At 47.9% G+C, this 18,466-nt stretch carries 12 protein-coding genes; 6 read left to right on the top strand and 6 right to left on the bottom strand.

Annotated elements, in window-relative coordinates; all coding sequences use genetic code 11:
• Positions 1-234 precede the first annotated feature (234 nt).
• Positions 235-1,542 carry an alpha-L-fucosidase gene (locus H6570_09725; GenBank protein ID MCB9319550.1) on the bottom strand — a complete coding sequence of 436 codons (1,308 nt, stop codon included), beginning with the start codon at positions 1,540-1,542 and terminating at the stop codon, positions 235-237.
• 100 nt (positions 1,543-1,642) lie between these two features.
• Between H6570_09725 and H6570_09730 the strand changes: the two genes are divergently transcribed.
• From H6570_09730 to H6570_09750, 5 genes are all read left to right on the top strand, one after another.
• Positions 1,643-1,873: a DUF2905 domain-containing protein gene (locus H6570_09730; protein ID MCB9319551.1), complete on the top strand. Its 231-nt coding sequence runs from the start codon at positions 1,643-1,645 to the stop codon at positions 1,871-1,873.
• Between the two features lie 44 nt (positions 1,874-1,917).
• Positions 1,918-2,691 carry a LamB/YcsF family protein gene (locus tag H6570_09735; GenBank protein MCB9319552.1) on the top strand — a complete coding sequence of 258 codons (774 nt, stop codon included), beginning with the start codon at positions 1,918-1,920 and terminating at the stop codon, positions 2,689-2,691.
• Positions 2,688-3,401 carry a 5-oxoprolinase subunit PxpB gene (gene pxpB / locus H6570_09740; GenBank protein MCB9319553.1) on the top strand — a complete coding sequence of 238 codons (714 nt, stop codon included), beginning with the start codon at positions 2,688-2,690 and terminating at the stop codon, positions 3,399-3,401. Before H6570_09735 ends, pxpB begins: the two co-directional genes overlap by 4 nt.
• Positions 3,394-4,353, top strand: a complete 960-nt coding sequence (locus tag H6570_09745) for a biotin-dependent carboxyltransferase family protein (protein MCB9319554.1) — start codon at positions 3,394-3,396, stop codon at positions 4,351-4,353. Before pxpB ends, H6570_09745 begins: the two co-directional genes overlap by 8 nt.
• 205 nt (positions 4,354-4,558) lie before the next feature.
• Positions 4,559-5,350 carry an arylamine N-acetyltransferase gene (locus H6570_09750; GenBank protein ID MCB9319555.1) on the top strand — a complete coding sequence of 264 codons (792 nt, stop codon included), beginning with the start codon at positions 4,559-4,561 and terminating at the stop codon, positions 5,348-5,350.
• 45 nt (positions 5,351-5,395) lie between these two features.
• On the opposite strand, the gene H6570_09755 is transcribed toward H6570_09750, so the two are convergent.
• The gene (locus H6570_09755) at positions 5,396-6,031 is read right to left on the bottom strand and encodes a sterol desaturase family protein (protein ID MCB9319556.1); all 636 of its coding nucleotides are present in this window, start codon (positions 6,029-6,031) and stop codon (positions 5,396-5,398) included.
• Between the two features lie 438 nt (positions 6,032-6,469).
• Here H6570_09755 and H6570_09760 point away from each other — a divergent pair, with 438 nt between their 5' ends.
• Positions 6,470-8,101 (top strand): right-handed parallel beta-helix repeat-containing protein, encoded by a 1,632-nt coding sequence (locus tag H6570_09760; GenBank protein MCB9319557.1) that lies wholly within the window; start codon positions 6,470-6,472, stop codon positions 8,099-8,101.
• Positions 8,102-8,150: 49 nt separating this feature from the next.
• Here the strand turns inward: H6570_09760 and H6570_09765 are convergent, their stop codons facing one another.
• The 4 genes from H6570_09765 to H6570_09780 form a co-directional block, all read right to left on the bottom strand.
• A complete protein-coding gene (locus H6570_09765) occupies positions 8,151-10,202 on the bottom strand; it encodes a fibronectin type III domain-containing protein (protein MCB9319558.1) in 2,052 nt (683 codons plus the stop codon).
• 113 nt (positions 10,203-10,315) lie between these two features.
• Positions 10,316-14,395 (bottom strand): hypothetical protein, encoded by a 4,080-nt coding sequence (locus tag H6570_09770; protein MCB9319559.1) that lies wholly within the window; start codon positions 14,393-14,395, stop codon positions 10,316-10,318.
• A gap of 11 nt (positions 14,396-14,406) precedes the next feature.
• Positions 14,407-16,743 (bottom strand): hypothetical protein, encoded by a 2,337-nt coding sequence (locus H6570_09775; GenBank protein MCB9319560.1) that lies wholly within the window; start codon positions 16,741-16,743, stop codon positions 14,407-14,409.
• Positions 16,740-18,449: a hypothetical protein gene (locus H6570_09780; GenBank protein MCB9319561.1), complete on the bottom strand. Its 1,710-nt coding sequence runs from the start codon at positions 18,447-18,449 to the stop codon at positions 16,740-16,742. The genes H6570_09775 and H6570_09780 overlap by 4 nt, the downstream gene beginning before the upstream one ends.
• Between the last annotated feature and the right edge of the window lie 17 nt (positions 18,450-18,466).

Raw genomic sequence — 18,466 nt, forward strand, 5'->3', positions numbered from 1 at the left:
GAATCTGATGATTTCAGGCTTAAAATCAGGATTAGGATTCGCATGAAATCTTGTTCCGGATCTGTTGAATGATGGCATAACTGATCATTCCAATTCCAGCGATCGTTACAAGCGTCTGCCAGGTATGGCCAAGGGGTGCCCACTCGGGTAATAACAGAAGAAAAACGCCCGAATAAGCCCATAAACAGGAGTTATTAGGGCAGTTACCCGTAGCACAAGAAGATTGATTCCTACTCATTCCAATTCAAGTTTTCCTTTAAGCTGCACTGCGATCACCGTCATATCGTGGTCCAGAACATAATCCGGTACATCAATGTAAACCAAACCGGCATGTGAGCTCCAGTATGGCTTCATCAAAACCTGATGATCCAGCTTCGTACCATCTCCTACAACACGAATACGGTTGATTTGGTTTTTAACACCACGCAACTCGATCTGTCCTTTTGGGTCATAAGGCAAAAACAGGTACAATGTCTCACCGTCTGGTGATAGTGTCGAAGGCCCATAAAAATAGCCCGGTGGGAGCCCTGCCCGGGTCCCGTAGATGGCCTCTTTGTTCTTTTGGGTCCACCGGCCCAGGTCCAGGAGGATTTGGGACTGTTCGGCCGGGATTGTCCCATCGGCCTTGGGACCAATATCCAATAACAAATTGCCCCCATTCCCGATCACATTGGCAAAGATCTGGATGATCTGCCGGGAGGTCTTATAATTGGAGTCGTTAGGTTGGTAACCCCAGGAATCATTCATGGTCATACACAACTCCCAGTAAGCATCATCTGGTTTTTTCACGGGCAGCCCTTGCTCTGGGGTAGCGTAATCGCCATGACCTGCTAACCGTGAATTGATAATGACTTCCGGGTCTGCGGCTAACAAGTGGTTACGGACTTTCGCTGCCTCCCATTGTTCAGCAGAAAATTCCCAGTCCCCGTCAAACCACCACAGATCCGGGTGATAAGCCTTTTCCAACTCATTTAGCTGGCCTTCATAATAGGACAGGAAATGCTGCCACCGTTGTGGGTCTTTCGTGGCATCGTAACGCTTGATGCTCTTCGTCTCATTCGGATAATCAGTGAAGGACCAATCCGGCAGCGAGTAATACAATCCAAGACGCAATCCCTGCTCACGTACTGCATGAACAAAGGGCGTCAGTACATCCCGCTTTGCAGCACTATTTAATGCATTCAGTTCGCTGCCTTTGGTATTCCATAAGGAAAATCCATCATGATGACGGGTGGTTATCACCGCATATCTGGCCCCACTGGTTTTGATCAGGTGTGCCCATTCACCGGGATCGTATTGCGAGGCCGTAAAACCTTCGGTTTGTTTCAGATAGTCATCATGGCTCAGGTATTCATTGAAGAAGGACCAGGACTCATCGATCCCCTTTACGGCATAGATGCCCCAGTGAATAAAGATTCCCAGTTTGGCATCATGAAACCATTGCATGCGGCTGGCTTCGTTTAAGGAATCCGGCTGTCCGAATCCGGGCCGGACAATGCATAATAACAGCAAGGCTGCAGCGGCTATTTTTTTACAGATCATGTTCAATCATTAGTCCGGGCAAGATACTAACATTTGAAATTAAGCTCCCGCCTGCCAAAACCGCCTTTTGCTTTGGTAATTAATTCTCTACATTTGGCTAATGGATCATACCAATGTAGGTAAAGGAATTGTCGTTGTGGGAGGTATCATCCTGGCTATCGGTGTAATCTGGTATTTCTGGGGGAATAAACTATCCTGGATTGGTCATCTTCCGGGAGATATCCGCATTGAACGGGAGAATATACGCATCTACATTCCAATTACGACCATGATCCTGGCCAGCCTGATTTTGTCCATCCTTCTGCGTGTGTTCAGACATCTATTACACTGACAGATCATGATGATGTCTTTTTGAAAATCTAAAATCTGAATTGTATGGCAAGCCGCCACAGCATTGACATTAACTGCGACATGGGAGAGAGCTTTGGAATCTATACCATTGGCCAGGATGAAAAGATATTTCCCTACATAACATCCTGTAGTATAGCCTGCGGGTTCCATGGAGGGGATCCGCTCCACATCGAAAAGACCATTATCCATGCTTTACATGAACAGGTAAGCATCGGTGCGCATCCATCCTACCCGGACCTGGCCGGATTTGGACGCCGGAAGATGTCGATTGCGCCGGCAGAGCTTAAGGCCATCGTCAAATATCAGATCGCAGCCATCAAAGGCATGACCGAAGCCGAAGGTGGGCGATTGGCTTATGTAAAACCCCATGGCGCCCTTTACAATACAGCCTCCGATCAGGAACCGGAATGCCTGGCGATCATCCAGGCTATCCTGGAGATCGATGACCGGCTTCCACTCATGGGATTAGCCGGAAGCCGTATGGAGGAACTGGCCCAGCAATACCAACACCCTTTTATTGCTGAGGCATTTGCAGATCGCCATTACGAGCCGGACGGACAATTGCGATCCAGGGCTAAAGAAGACGCCGTCATCCTCGATCCGGCCATTGCTGCAGAACAAGTCCTATCGATTATATTAAAGCAGGAGGTCATTGCCATTGATGGATCCGTGATCCCAATCAAAGCACATAGCATCTGCATTCATGGAGACAATCCGCAGGCGGTTGACATTCTGCAGGCCATTGACAAAAAACTGGAAGAGCACGGAATTCAAAAACAAAGTATTGCGGCCCTATGAACATTCAGACCTTTGGTGATCAGGCTATCATTCTTCAATTCTCTTCAGAAATCGATCCTGAAGCTCATCAACAGGTCATAGCTTATCTGAAACATCTGCAAGAAAAAGCTGTATCTGGCATCAATTACCTGATTCCGGCCTATGGATCACTTACCATAGGATATAATCCGGAAAGGATCAGTTTTGAAGCGCTGACTGCTCTGCTCGAAGGATACCAGCATAATGTGGATAAAACCGAGCCATTTGCCGGCACAAGGCGATGGAAAATACCGGTTTGTTACGACCCTCCATTCGCTCCGGATCTCGAACAGGTAGCGGCACACACCGGCCTGACTGTGGAGGAAATTATCAACCAGCACAGCAAGACAAGATATCGCGTCTACATGATTGGTTTCTTACCCGGTTTTCCCTATCTGGGTATCCTACCCAAATCTCTAGCCACCCCGCGCCGGAAATCACCCCGGCTGCATGTCCAGGCCGGATCGGTAGGAATCGCACAACGACAGACCGGCATTTATCCGAATGAAGCTCCCGGTGGCTGGCAAATCATCGGGCGGACACCCATCCCAATGTACACCCGGACTGATCAATCGTTTTTACTCCAGGCGGGCGATGAAGTCCAATTTGAATGCATAACCGGTGAAGAATTTAATTACTGGTCAGCGCGCGTGGGATCAGAAGATTTCTCCTTAAGTGAATTGCATGGATAATCAGATCCGGATCGAATGCCTTCACCCCGGACTGATGACAACCATCCAGGACCAGGGCCGTTCAGGGAAGCAACATCTGGGCATCCCTCCCGGGGGAGCGCTGGATGGACAATCCGCTCGAATTGCCAATGCACTGGCAGGTAATAACATTCGTAATCCGGTTCTGGAAATCACCGTGATCGGTCCACAGTTAAAATTTCATAACGACTGCCAAATTGCATTGACAGGGGCACGAATCCCGGTTCTTGCTGATGGCCACCATGTACCCTATTACCAAACCATAAATTTACCTGCAGGTACCGTGCTTCGGTTTGGCCGGGTATTGGATGGATGCCGCTCCTATTTAGCCGTTAACGGTGAATGGCAAGTCGATCAATGGATGGGGAGTTCAAGCGCCCTCACGTCCACTCGCCAGGAACATACCGCATTTGCATACCTGAAAGCGAAATCTGTGCTTTCTATCGTGCGGGGAAAGAATATTCAACCCATTTCCATCCCACCCTTCTGGTGGCCGGATTATACCCATTTCCCACCCATCCGATTGATGCCAGGGCCGGAGTTCTTTTCGGTAGATCAGCGTGCATTGGATATTCTGCTTAGCCATCCCCATACGGTATCAAGGGACTCCAATCGTATGGGATACCGTCTCAAGAGCCGGTTTCAATTTCCGGAATCAAGCAGGGAAATGCTCTCGTCAGCCATCCTTCCGGGCACCATTCAACTGACCTCATCAGGGCAACCTATATTATTACTCGCAGATGCCCAGACGACCGGTGGATATTACCGGGTGGGTCAGGTGATTGCAGCAGATATAGATCTGTTGGGTCAACTAAAACCCGGCGATGAAATAGGATTCATCATGGTAAACAGCCATGCCGCTCTGAAAGCTGCAGATGAATACCTTAACCGGGAAACACTGATCATGGCCTCAATCCGGAAGACCCGGCAATAGAAGCACCTGATGGAATAACATAATTGTTATGATGCAAATCCATGGGGCTAAGGACCGGATCCAAATTAACAGTTGGTGTAAGCTCATATGACAGGACCGTAAAAACCGTGGTGATGCTTGTTTTCGGATAACGAGGCACGGGCAGTGAACACCGGATATTCATAAAATTTATTTGGATATTTGAAGTGTCCTGCTTTTTATTCACATGAACGAACGCACGCTCACATATCTCAATCGCCTAGGCTATTATCAGCCGGTGACACCCACGATTCAGCATTTGAATGCTTTGCAACATCGTCACTTGCAGCGCATCCCATTTGAAAACCTCGACATTCACCTGGGCAGGAAAATCTTATTGGACCGGGACCTGATCTATGCAAAGATCATATTGGATAATCGTGGTGGTTTCTGCTTTGAGGTGAACTCCCTTTTCCAGGAGTTGCTTGACAATCTGGGTTACAACAGCTACCTGATCTCCTGTGCCGTATTTTCAGAAGTCGATCAGGCATTTACGCTGGATGGAGGCCATGCGGCGGTTGTCGTTCAATTGCTGGGAAAGAAATGGCTGGTCGATGTCGGGTTTGGTGATGGCATTCAACACCCGGTACCTCTTCCCGGTGAGGATCCTGAAATGCATAATTACCGGTATTATAAGGTATTTGAGCTGGATGATTATTATCAGCTGATGAAATCGGATGACCGGACCAAGTGGACGCCGATGTATCGATTTAAAGACCATCCGGTCGAACTGTCTTATTTTAATCCAATGTGTCATTTTCATCAGACTTCCCCTTCTTCTCCCTTTACACAGCGCCGGTTGTGTACCAAACTGGTTCCGGAAGGACGGGTAACGCTGGCCGGTGACCGCATCATCCGTACCTGGAAAGATGACCGGCATGAAACCATGATCAATCCGGGCGAATTTGATCGATATCTTGATGAACTATTTGATATACGTATTGACGGAGACTGGCAACCAATCCCACAAAAGACGTAAGAGACCACCTTGTAGTGAGACAATCCTTTCCTGGATTACAGCTCCTTATTTAACAGCCTTCTTGGGAGGCATCGTACCAAACACCCAATCCCAAAACATGGTGGAAACACCAAACGCCTTCTCCGGATATTTATAATGGTGCAGGGCATGGTGACGGTACTGCGCCTTTAAATAACCGGGTACAGGTGTGGTGTGTGTTTTGTAATGGATATATGTATAAAACAAATATCCGGTCAGAAATCCAGCCAGGAAAAGGTAAACATTGGATCTAAGGAATAGCAGTCCTACCAGATACAATGTTCCAATAATAAGCAATCCAGGCGCCGGCGGCATGATGATCCTGCTTATATCACGCGGATAATCGTGGTGTATGCCATGAAAGATATAACTGACACGTGCGGCAAGCTTCGATTCCGGGAAATAGTGGTCCAGATGAAAAAAGTAACGATGGGCAAAATATTCAAAAAAGGTCCAGAAGACAAATGCCCCGAAGTACCACAAGGCTGCAACGCCAGGCTGAACCATCTTACCAAAATTCCAGGCGAGGACCAATAAGGTCAATATCACGAGAGCATAAATGGCTGCGGACACCCGGGGAGGTGATTTGGAAAAAAACTCAAGTGCGGGGTTCTGAAAGATCTGGCCTTGCGCACCGGCCGTGTCATTTGGTGTTTGGTTCATATTCAATCGTTATAAAGCCTCCTTGCAAAAATAGAGCATAGCTGCTTTCAGGGAAATATTTTACTACAATAAAATTACAAACACTTCCTGCAATTCGTAACAATCCGGCAAAATATACACACTTTTTTAGGTACGATCCGTTGAAAACAATCGATACAACCACTTAATAACCAAAGCTTAAGGCATACTCTCTTTCTCCTTATGTTCCATAACCATCATCAGATCACTGACCTGATTGGATCCCGGATAGTCCTAAATTGCTTTCTGTCTGGTCCTGCGATCCATATCCGCATTAAACTTAATCTGTAGTCCCCAATTCCGGAAATGATATTAGTCATTTCAAGGAAATCACGAATCCACTTTTCGTGTCGGAGTAATACTAATTCCCGAATCACAACGTATTCTATATAACCCTAATATCCATCAACTCGTTCACTTATGAAATACACCCCCTTTCTGACTATTGGCATGGTCCTATTGACGATTGTCCGGTCACAGGCTGCATCCTTTTACATCGATCCATCACTGGGCAAGCAAACCAATGACGGAAGTATCACGGCCCCCTGGCGCACCCTGGAGGAAGTAGTATCAGATGGTCTTATCCAATCCTATGTTTACCAGCCACTCCCTTACAATGCTGCATCAAGCAAATTGGTTGCCTTTAACATAAGTGCTCCGGTCCAACCCGGCGACACCCTGATCCTGCGGTCGGGCCTGCACGGTAATCTTTTCCTGAAGAATTATAATAATGCCCTTCCCATCACCCTGATGGCCGGCCCTGGCGAAACTCCGGTTCTCGAAGAAGTACACTTGCAAGCCTGCAGTAATTGGATATTGGATGGTCTGACTGTCAGCTCGGAGCCTTATGGGCATTACCTCTCCGATAAGTTGATCTATCTGGAATCTCATGGATGGCAGGGACCGACAAAAAACATCACCATCCGGAACTGCCATATATACAGTACAAAAAGTCCCTGGACCAATGCTGCTGACTGGGTGAATAAGGCAAGTGATGGATTGTTTATCAAAGCCGATTCTGTATTGGCCCAGGGAAATATTCTGGAAAACGTCCATTTTGGATTAACAGCCTCCGGGGATTACATTCAGGCCATTGGCAACCAGATTATCAATTTCTCGGGCGATGGGATGCGGATTCTCGGCTCGTACATCCTGTTTGACGGCAACACAATAAAAAATTGCTACGATGTGGACGAGAACCATGATGATGGCATCCAGTCATTCACCACGAACGGCCACATCGTTGATCATAATATCATCCGCAACAATGTCATCCTGAACTACGAAGATCCGGATCAACCCCTCCTGGGACCGTTACAGGGGATAGGTTGCTTTGACGGCTTTTACAACGACTGGCTCATCGAGAACAATCTCATCTGTGTCAATCACTGGCACGGCATTACCTTGCTTGGGGCCAATAACTGCCGTATCATCCACAATACAGTCATTGATCCGACACCGGATGAGGAACCTGGTCCCAGTTGGATCCGGATCGATGACCACAAGGACGGACGCAAGAGCAGCAATTGTGTCGTTGCCAATAACATCGCTAACCGGATCATCGCTGACGCCGACACCTCCGGAAACTTTGAACTAAGAACATACCAGCAATACCGGGAGCAATTTGTTGATTATACAAATTATGATTTCCACCTGCTTGCCCACAGTACCCTGATTGACCGGGGTACAGCTAATTACGGCAATGGTTTTGATGCAGAAGGCACGATCCGGCCACAAGGAGCTCAGGTAGATCCGGGTTGTTATGAGTTTTCTGCTTTAACAAGTCTTCACTCCTCTATCATTGCAAGTGAACCACAGCTCAAGCTCTATCCTAACCCGGTGGCCAACCAACTACTCCTGACGACTAAATTGGAATGGCATCACCTCGTAGTATGCGATGTACAGGGGAAGCCATTGATTTATTTATCGCAAACCAATGATCCAAAGACAGCCACCATAGACGTGACACAATTGTCTTCCGGAGTATATTGGATTAAAGTCATATCCCGGAATGGAGAAACAACGGGCTTTGGCAAATTCATGAAGTTATAGTTGAATGGCTATGACATTATTATTTGTATTACAACTAATTATGAATCATTTATTCCGTCGATATCTCCGTTATCCGTGACTCTCTTCCATCTTTTCCTTTTACCTTGATCCCATAATGATAGGTTGTCCGTCGTTTGATATCTGTGTCCTGCCAGGACGTAACACCGGATAGATGCTTGTAGGTTTGTAAAGGCTGAGTATCTATACTCCGATACAGAATAAAAGAATATTCATCTGCCTGCGAATAAGACCACTGCAATGTTGCCGATTCTTTATCCAATTCAACCTTAAAGCTTTCAACATCCGGCAGATAAAAAGGACGCACCGGAGACAGCAATAAAGTTTTTGGAGCGACAACCTGATTGCCGTCATCATCCTTCGTTACAAGCCGGTATTCGTATAGCCCCCCTTCAACCAGGTCGGTATCCATATATACGGTTGATGTATCTGAAAAATCGGTAACCTGGCTCCATGGGCCCTCATTTGTACGACGTTCAAGATGTACGGATTCAACATCTGCACTGACACTCCTGAGCCAATAAAGTCTGATGGTATCTTCGCTGACCCTGTAATCGGAAAAAATGGATGGCGATGGATGTATTACATCCGGCTTTTTAACTTCCAGAAGTTCTGAGGCTTCGGAGGCATTGTAACTCCAATCAACGGCAATCACATAAAAGTACATGCGTTCCGTGAGGGAATGCAGATTAAGCGAATCGACAAAATAAGTATGCGTCAGGTAGGATCCGGGTACCACGGCAAATTCTCCATTTGCATCATTCGCATAATGGATCAGATAACCCCGGATATCTTTGTCTGCCGGAGCATCCCATTCTACCAGAAGCCTACCCGAAGAATCGATCTGATACTGTAAGTTTTGCGGCGGTTGGGGAGCCAGTTCATCGGTCGTGATGGCAAAACGAACCGGAGACAAGGCTTCATTGCCACTGTGGTCTACAGAGGCTACGTAATAATAGTTGGTCTTTTGCTGATCCGGATCGACATCGACGAATTCTCGTACGTCGACAGGTAGGAGGGTTTCGTTCTGTCTGATAAAATTCCCGTCAGCGTCAGTAGCAGCATAAACATTGAACCCGGCCAGATCCGGCGTTTGATCCTCAATCTGCCAGTCAAGTACGAGCGCATGGTCCTGCATCTCACGGATCTCCAGTTCGACAGGAGCTGAGGGCGGCGTTCTATCTACTCCGGCAGCCCGCACGAACCGGGATGGGTTCGATTCTTCGGCAAAAGCATCGATACCGATCACCCGGTAATAATAAGAGATACCATTTTCTGCAACAGAATCCGTATAGATGATTAGATCATTATCCGGACGTAAGTTGGTCACGGCATTAATGAAAGGCTGATCGTTCAGTCGTTCAAAATGAATGCTGTCCCTACCCCGCTCGATCCAATACCCTGAAAATCCGGGACGGCTACCATACCACCGTACCTGAATGGTGTATTCTTCTTCCACCGGATCCAGCAAGACAGGTCCCGGTGAAGTGGAAGGTTTTTCAAAACCCAGCACCTGATAAGTTGTGTCTGAAGCGTACCCGGATGACGCATCGTAAATGAAGATCCGGTACAGTCCATACGTATTGGCAGAGGTATCTTTTTCCAGAAATAATAGTCCGGAGGCTTCGGCTGCCTTCCTGTCAAAGTCCGCTGCCAGCAGATTGTAGCCCAGGCGATTCTCTTCATCACGTGCTATATCAACAAATCCGCCAAGGGCATTGCGTTCCCCGTAGATGGCCATAGCCGCAGCTGCTGTGTACGGCGTTTGATCATTGACAATGGATTGCCAGTCATCCAGCGGCCATGGCTTGATGGGCGAATCCGTTACCGGAACAAATGGGTTTTCCCCGGAAGGTACCCCTTGCTTCAATACTTGTCTTTCCAGCCGATAACCATATCGCATGCCCATCTGCCAGGTCACCGGATTGGTAGGAGCCCACCGGATAAGCAAACCCTGCTGGGTTGATTTTTCAATGAGTTGGATGTCCGGTAAAGCTGGTGCTGCCTGATCGGCAACGGGCGTCTGAAAAGGCACCTCTCTGACCTGAATTAAACTGTCCTGGGCATGCACTAAAGGAGTCATTATTATTCCAAAGCAAAGGACAAACCATGCTTTGTGTAATCTTGGAATGTCAGAGAGCCAATGACAATCTTTCAGCTTAGCAACTATGTTCGGACGGGTCATTTCTTTCGGTTTTAATAAAATGTTTTTAAGATGTAGGATTGGTGGTTCATCACCTTGCCTACTTCAAAATAGGGCGTATTGTAGATCATGGTTATCCGGTAGGGTTCACTATTTGCTGGCCTTAATCGGGTATAATGATCTGCAGCCGTGATCCGGAAATCCGTCAAATTGGGAATACTAGCAGGGTATAAATTTGAGTTAAACAACGTCGGCCAGGTAATTTTTGTAAATACATTCACCGCTCCCTGGTCTGCGCTGGGTATTGGATAATTTGACAGGTATTGGATGATCCAGTCCATTTTTTTCAAATCCGAGTTATACACGTGATTTTGCGTGTTCATTTGCAATGCGCCCCATCCGGCCTGAAAGGCCGTTGAATACTGGTCTTTCAATCCCAGATAGACATTATCATCGTTGTTGAACTTCAAGTCTTTAGTATATGCAGGATAATAATTCTTTTCCTGACTGTACAGACGGTAGTAATTCGCCACCCTCATGCTGTAATAGAAATATTCGAAAAGGTTGCGGTAAGCATTCTTGGCGATGCCGGTCGCATAATCTTCTTTGACGAGTATGGTAGGGAAATTGGGGACCTGATTGTCGGTGAGATACCGCCATATCAGTTCTTCATGGCTAAAATATTCCTGATTCTGAAACCTATAAGTTACCCGGGGAACAGCCAGGTCGCTATTACGCTGATCATCCAATGTAGTGGGAAAATTCACTTTCTGATAAAGTGAGTTGTATTTGCTGGTCTTAAACTTATAGCTGAAAATAACATGCTCAGGAGGTGCCTCGCTGATGTAATTCTGATACGTCTGGCCTTTGGTAATGTACACGTAGTCCCCTTGCCGGCCTTGCCGGTCTGCAATCTCGTTGCCGGAGAGATTGTAATTCGTATTCTGGTAAGGTACCCGGACAAAATCCACCTGATATTGGGTATTGTTAGCCAATCGATCCGGCATACCGAACGTGTAAACCGTACCACCGTTGTACGTGGAAATGGCGGTTTCAAAATTTTGCTGTGATGACAGGTCGGTAATCCGGGCAATCACTTTGGTAAACCATTGCTCTCCAGCTGGCTTCTGTTCCTGGAACAAATACCCGGTGCTGAGTGCTACCTCCATCAGACCCTGTTTGTATTTGTTTTCATCCTGGAGGTAATAGCTCTCATCTTTAAATGGATAAACCAACTTGACATTATCCAGGGTAATGTAATTCGGGAGCGCACCTGTCTGAAATGCCACCTCTTTGTACTCCGTTAACGGTTGATTGGTTTTAGGATCATAAAAGAGTGCCCAAGTCCCATTAACCCACTCATAGACCTGTAAGGTGACTGCAGTTTTATAGGTGGTGTAGGGCTCCAAACGTTCCTGAATACGCAGGGTCGATGAAAGAAGATCTGCGGAGGTCTCCAGGCTGGCAGGAATACTCCGGTTACTCTTGAGATTAATCAGTGTAAAACTGGCCATCCTTACGTCAAAGTTGCGGTAGGTAGCCACGCCGGCATCATTATGTGAAACCGGAACATCGTATTTGCCAATGTGGTTTTCAAAACTCACCCGTGGGTTTACAAAGACAGAAACATCTTTGGTTCCTGAGCCCGGGTCCATGTCGGCGATGAAATGTACTCCGGCGAACGGATCCGAAACAACTTCTTCGCATTTCTCTCCAACTTCAACCGAAAAACTGGTATTGCCTTTGAGTAAACCGCCTAATACTTCATAGCCCATCCGGGCTTGTCCTTTGACCCAAATGGGGTTGGGCAGCCCGCCCTGGATCAGCATGACCGCATAGATCTTTGCCAGAGAGAATTTACCCGTATAAAACCACAGATCCACATCCAGGCCTATGTCGCCTTCCAGACCGGCATATACCTGGCCATTGGCATAATACCCGGCCATACCGATCGCTTCTCCACTTTGCCGACAGGTCACACCGGGATGATTGAGCAGGCTGAGATCAAAACCAAACATGGCCCTAAAGTTGGCATACAGGATGGAAGCCTGAATATCCAGTTTGTAATCAAGACTCATACCGATAGCAAAGCCATCACTTTCACGTGTTTGCTGTTTTCCGCTAACCCGGGCAGCCTGGAAATTACCATCCGTGCCCCGGTTGAACAGGCCGGTAATGAAAGGATCTAGGCGTGCTTCTTCAAATACGACCCCATTGCCCATCATCAGATAAGCCTTGGCGTCCACACCGTAGTTGATCCCGGGCAATTGCAGGCGTACGAGACCGGGAAGGCTGGGCCGGCCCATCAACAAGGACCATTTGTCAGCATCCACATGCATGGTTGAAGTGACTACCTGATTGGGTTTGCCTCCCGGCATGGCACCGGTAATCAACCCCTGAGCCACATTGGCATAAATATCCAGATTGGCGTCAAAGGTGGTTTCCTCGCCTTTGATGTTGAGTTTAGCAGCCAGGTCTATCTTAATACCGTCCAGTTCTCCGGGAGCCTGTTCTTTCATCTCCGGTTGAAGCATATAGGCCTCCCCGGCGAGCGAGATGTTGTTGATGCCTCCATCTCCGTTAAACTCACCCTGCAGGGCTGTTTTCGCCCAGAAAACCTGAGGCTGGGTGATGGAGAAGGTTAACCCTGCACGCAGCCCCAGCAGGGTTTGGTTGTCGGGAGTATAACGTTGTTCCGGAGTGCCTAATGGTTGTTTCTCCTTCATATGGTAGTATGCCCCGCCATTAAATCCGTAGATCTGCAGATATTGACCGACCACAAATAACGGGGTTGGCGGACCATTGGAAGAGCCACCTTTTTCCAGGTCTCCAAACAGGTACCAATAGGTATAGTCCGGTTTATTACCAAACCGGGCATCCAATCGGACATCGACCAACGGCATTTTCACTTCCAGGTTACCCAGCATGCCATTCCCAAAGTCCGGATCACTGTTGTAAAATCCCAGCTTGCCGGCAATCTCAATGGCTTTGAGCTCACCTTCGATGGAAAAGGAATCCAGCCGGAATGCATCATAAGCCAAGGAATAACCACTGCCAGAGGACTTAACCCTGGAAGAAATGGTAAATGCTCCCTTGGCCGTAATTGCAAAACCCTCTTGTTTTTTACCTGCTGATTGAGAACCGGTTGCCGTTTTGTTTTGCCCGCCTACCAGGATTACCGAAGGTTGAACTTCCAGGTTGACAAGCAGACCATCCGTCATAGTCACTTCCTCCTGTTCTTGCCCGGATTCGCCAAATGTAAATTCAACTTTGTCCAGATTCAGGGAAAAGCCATTCATCCTGGCGGGTGATTCCGGAGCTTCCGGCTCCGTGGCTTGTGATGCCGGACCGGCATCTGCAGCGGTTTGACCCGGTATCTGGTTGGTATTGCCAGTCAGATCTTTGAGGTTTATGCCCGTCAGGCTTAACACCGGTCGTTTGAAGATCAATGGGCTGGCTTTACCCGGGGTGGATTGGGGTGTAGCCTGAGAAGCAGCAGCAGTCGTATTTTGAGTCGTATTGCTTTTACGGGTCATACGGCTCAGCTCCATACCCTCAAATCGGATTCCCGGCAATTCAATGGCTGGAGTTCCTGCATCTCTTGCGGCATTTGCCCCTTCGATGAGGTTCATCTTTAGCGATATCTTGCCTGCCAACTGCGCAGAAAAGCCTTTTTCCGTTTTATCGTTTTTGAGTATAAATTGGGACGTTTCATCAAAATCGATATGCGCCTTCAGCCAATCCAAATCGTAACCCTCTTTGTCGGGTTTGACGATGAAAGCCATTTGCAATGGTTCCGTTGATCCTGGTCCACCAGGGTTAATTACATTGGTTGGGGCAATTGTTGTGGTAGTGGATTTAGCCCGGTCTATGACACCTTCATAGTTGAGGAAAGAGCCTTCGGGCAGAATAGGTAAGCCCAATCGGCCGGTCATCCTGACTTGTTTGAAATCTCCACGGATGATATCTAGGTTCAAAGCTTCAATGGATACGGCAAAACCTTCCAGTGATCCTTTATCGATGGAGAGAAGATGCTCTGCAGCACCTGCGACAGAGATCCCCACATCATCTTTAATGAAATTCCTGATGCCGGCGGTGAGGCGTTCGTCGGAAGGTGACGCCAGCCAGTCCACGGGCGCTTTGATCAGAGCCTGCTCAAACCAGATCCCTTCCAGGTTTTGTCCGTAGCCTGTCTGGCATACCCTTGCGGAAATGCGATCCCCGGTGGATTGGACAGGTCGGAGGCATCATAATAGCCATTCTTTAGTTCAAAACTAAATCCTTCCAATCCGGGAATCTGACAAGGTGATATGGAAGCTGACAACAGATAATTGCTGGCTTTCTGGAAGGTGCCGGATAAGGTCATTTTTACATTGCCATCTATCAGATTCCCTGTTTCGTCCTCCGGGATCAGGATGCTGCGGGGTACAGGCAGCTCAGCGGTCAATTGGCCTTCTTTAAATCCACTGCAGTCCACCGTAACATAACATCCCTGAATATTACCTGAATTATGGGTATCGCTTGCTTTCAGGGTAAGGGTACCCTGGCCGGTCTCAATGGCGTAATCTCTGGCCAGAAACAGTTTTACATCCGATCCGAATCCTGTTTGGGTGAAACAAATATTCGTAGCTCCCAGGGCAGGCACATACTGTCCCCAATCAGGGTTCTCCAAGCTTATCATCGCCGTCATGGTGGCTTGTCGCGGAGTAAAAATCATGTCAGTGATCCCCACAATCATCTTGTCGCCATCGACGTCTCGGTCAAATCCCAGAGGAAGCTTGGTCTCCTTCCCGGCCAGGGCTGAAACCAGTTTCCCCGAAGTACGCAGCGCGGTACTAAGTGTCTTTGCCTGTTCAAAGTCCATATCGAGCAGGGTGCTTCCCGCTGTAGTAGCCAACCCATCAATCCGGGCTGTCGACTCGTCGTAGATCGCATGGGCCTCTCCGGCAAAAACAAATTTGCCCTTATTTGCTTTCATCCCGGTGAAGGCAACCTGTACTTTAATATTCCCCATGAAATTGATGGTAACATAACCAGTGCCCTGATACCCTCCATTGGCATTATCCTTGGAAACTTCACTAACGGTCAGCGCGAGCTTACCCATAAAATAAGACTGCCGCCTTTTGATAGGCTCTTCGATCTGATCCACGGGCAAACTGGTGAGACATTCACCTCCACAGCCACTTGAATCAACCTTTGGTTCTTCACCATAAATGAATTGTACAATCGGACTGAAGCCTTCATTTTCAAACTGGATGCGGTCATCATGCGGGCTCTCCACCTGGAGGACCATGGCATATTGATGGTTTTTCACCATGGGGTGTTCCGGGTCCATCGTCAGTACAGAGTCCCTGGCCCGCACCGGGATTTCCCACAGATAATCATAATCCCCGTTCTCGAAATTGACACGCTCGATCGATGTAATCTTTTGCGTATCCATGTCCACGACCTTTAACGAATATTGCAGGGACGCACTCAGTGCCGGATCTTCCAGTTCATGATCCCAGGAATAAGGCAGACTACCCTGAGTAGCCAGAAAGCCTCCTGACGCCGGTGCCAAAATCGTTGGCGCCGCAAGCTGTTCATTTTCAGGAGTTTCCTCCTGTACTTCCGGCCCATAATAAAATGTCACCAGCTCACTTTGCCCACCAAATTGATAGCCAATGATACCATTCGGGTCGTATGCGGTCACCCGGATTGCATATCGATGGCCTGTCACCAAAGGCAAGTCGATATCATTTTGCAGGGTGACGCTGAAGTTACCATCCAGGTCTTCTTCGTATTCGGGAGAAATACCCGGATCGAGCATGGCATTTTCCACATTGCTTATATTTTGCTCTGTCAGATCCAGGATCTTGAGAATAAAGTGGGTCCGCATTTGCGCTTCCGGATCATTAAGCACCTGGGTCCACGCCACCTGGATGGTTGGGTCCAGGGAATCCAATACCTGTCCATCAAAAGGCATCATGATCTGTGGCCGCTCCGGAAAGGTAACCGGAATTTGAGTACATCCCTGTGAAGGGTCAGACAACGGCTGCCCCATCTCATCAAATGCCCGCAGGCAAAGCTGATATTCTCCTTCCGGGATCTGTCGGTTCAGTAAAATGGCATCAATCTGCTCGCGCGACAATCCATTGATATCAAAATCGGAAGTTCCAATCTCAGCAAATAAGTCCTGGATATCTCCGGGACTCAGCAAGTTGATTCCAGGTTCGACCCGGATAGCCGGGCCTAACAGGCCATTTGATTTTACAGAAACCCGGCCGGACATTTCCTGAAAACTGGCTTCAAAATAAACATCCATCGCCTGATTGGTCGAATTGGTTATCTGAACCAGATTTTGCTCCAGGTAATCGACATAGGCATCGAGATTGGCAGGATAAGGTGGCAATACGGATATGGTCACTTCAATGGGATAGCTTTGAGCCTGAATAATCAGTCCCCACATACAGGCAACCAGAAGGATTCCTGCTTTTTTCATTTGGTGGATTTTTTTGATGGTAAATAGTAGCTGAATTTCGCTGTACCTCTGTATTCCTGGTATTTCCGGTCGGGGGCATTACGGAAGACGACATTCCCATCCAGGCCAATGGTGAACGCCTGTTTTTTCCGGTATTCCAAACTGAGCCTGGTGGTAAGCGTGTTGCCGTCCGGATTGCTGTTAAGGAAATTTTCAAAATATCCTGCTGATGGGCGGACCGATAACTGACGATCAAAAAATCGCTTCTTCAGGCTCAGCGATCCACCGATACGGGTAGACTGCCGGTCGGCAAATTCATTTTGGGTGCCCAGGATACTCCAGGCTACCTGAAGATCGGCCGGCTTGATCATCAGATTGTAGTTGATGGCCGCATTGTAATTCAGTATCTGCTGCCGAACCTCACCCAACGCATTCAGATCGTTGAGCTCCTGGTAATTTGCACTTAATGCGAGTGTAGAAACATACTGGCCGCTTCCAAATTGAAACCTTGGAACCAAACCATAGGAAGTCGTCGCCCTGGCCAGCCGGATCGTATCGTCAATATTCAACAATCCGGGCGTTTGGTCATCCTGAAAATTAGCAAAGCGTCCGTTGACCGTGAAGAAAGTGAAAGGCCGTACACTCACATTCAGATTGGCTATTTTCCGGGTGTTGGTGTATTTGCGCAGGCCATTCAGGTTGTTTCGTTGAATACCGCCTTGTCCATTGAAAGTGAGACGGTTTTTCCATAGGTTAAGCCTTAGTTTGAGGGTATAGTTCTCGTAATCTTCCTGGAAATAATAGGTGCCCAGGCTCTTATAGGCAGGGTCTACCCTTTTGTATTGACCACCAAATCCAATATTCTTAAAATTCAGATCTGCTGACACATCGCCGGCAAATTGCAGCTTGGACGAGATGTTTAAGGTGAACAGTTCATTGAGGCGGATCAGCGCAGGATCGGCATTCTCATCAAGAATCCCCAGCGCTTCCTGGTTACTGGTCAATGCGCTGGCAGCTACATTTCCACGAATGGTAAGGAGTTTGACCGGGCTGATTCCCATACTTAACCCCAGGACCAAATTTTCTTCCGGTTTTACCAGATCAGTCCGAATGGATAAATGGCTTACAGAAGTTAAATCGTCCTTGGCCCGGAAGGCAGTCAGGTCAATAAAATTATTGCCTTTGCCAACACCCAGTTTTACAGCCATGGCTTGCCGACGATAACTGGGCAACAACTCGGCTCCCTCCACTAAGGTATCTATCTGGGTCAATGGATTTTCAAGGGTTCCATAGGTTGCCGCCAAGCGAAACACTCCGGGTGTAAGCTCCAGGGCTGCCCCTTTAATGATCTGCCCGGACAATGCATAGGGATGCCACTGAACACTCGTATTTCCGAGTTGTAATGAGATCCATTTGTAGGAGGGATTGATAGAAAACCGGTTGAAAGGAGAGGACAAGCTACCCTGCTGGTCTCGATAGGTAAAACTCAGGGGAACGTCAAATCCATAGAGGGTGATCACCGGAGCGGCAGTGATGTAATAGGCAAATGGACTCCTGCGGTTGGCAATACCTTGTGCCTGGTAGACAGAGGTACCGATCGAAAGGCTCCCGGACAAAGCAATCGGGGTGGACCGGTCAAATTGCTCCAACCGCTGGGCAGCTACCTGCGCACAGGCAAGGAGCAGGAGGCACAAAACACCTGATGTTGTGCGAAAAGATGGACGCATAGGTATGCTGTTTATTT

This window comes from Lewinellaceae bacterium, assembly GCA_020636135.1.
Lineage (GTDB): Bacteria > Bacteroidota > Bacteroidia > Chitinophagales > Saprospiraceae > JAGQXC01.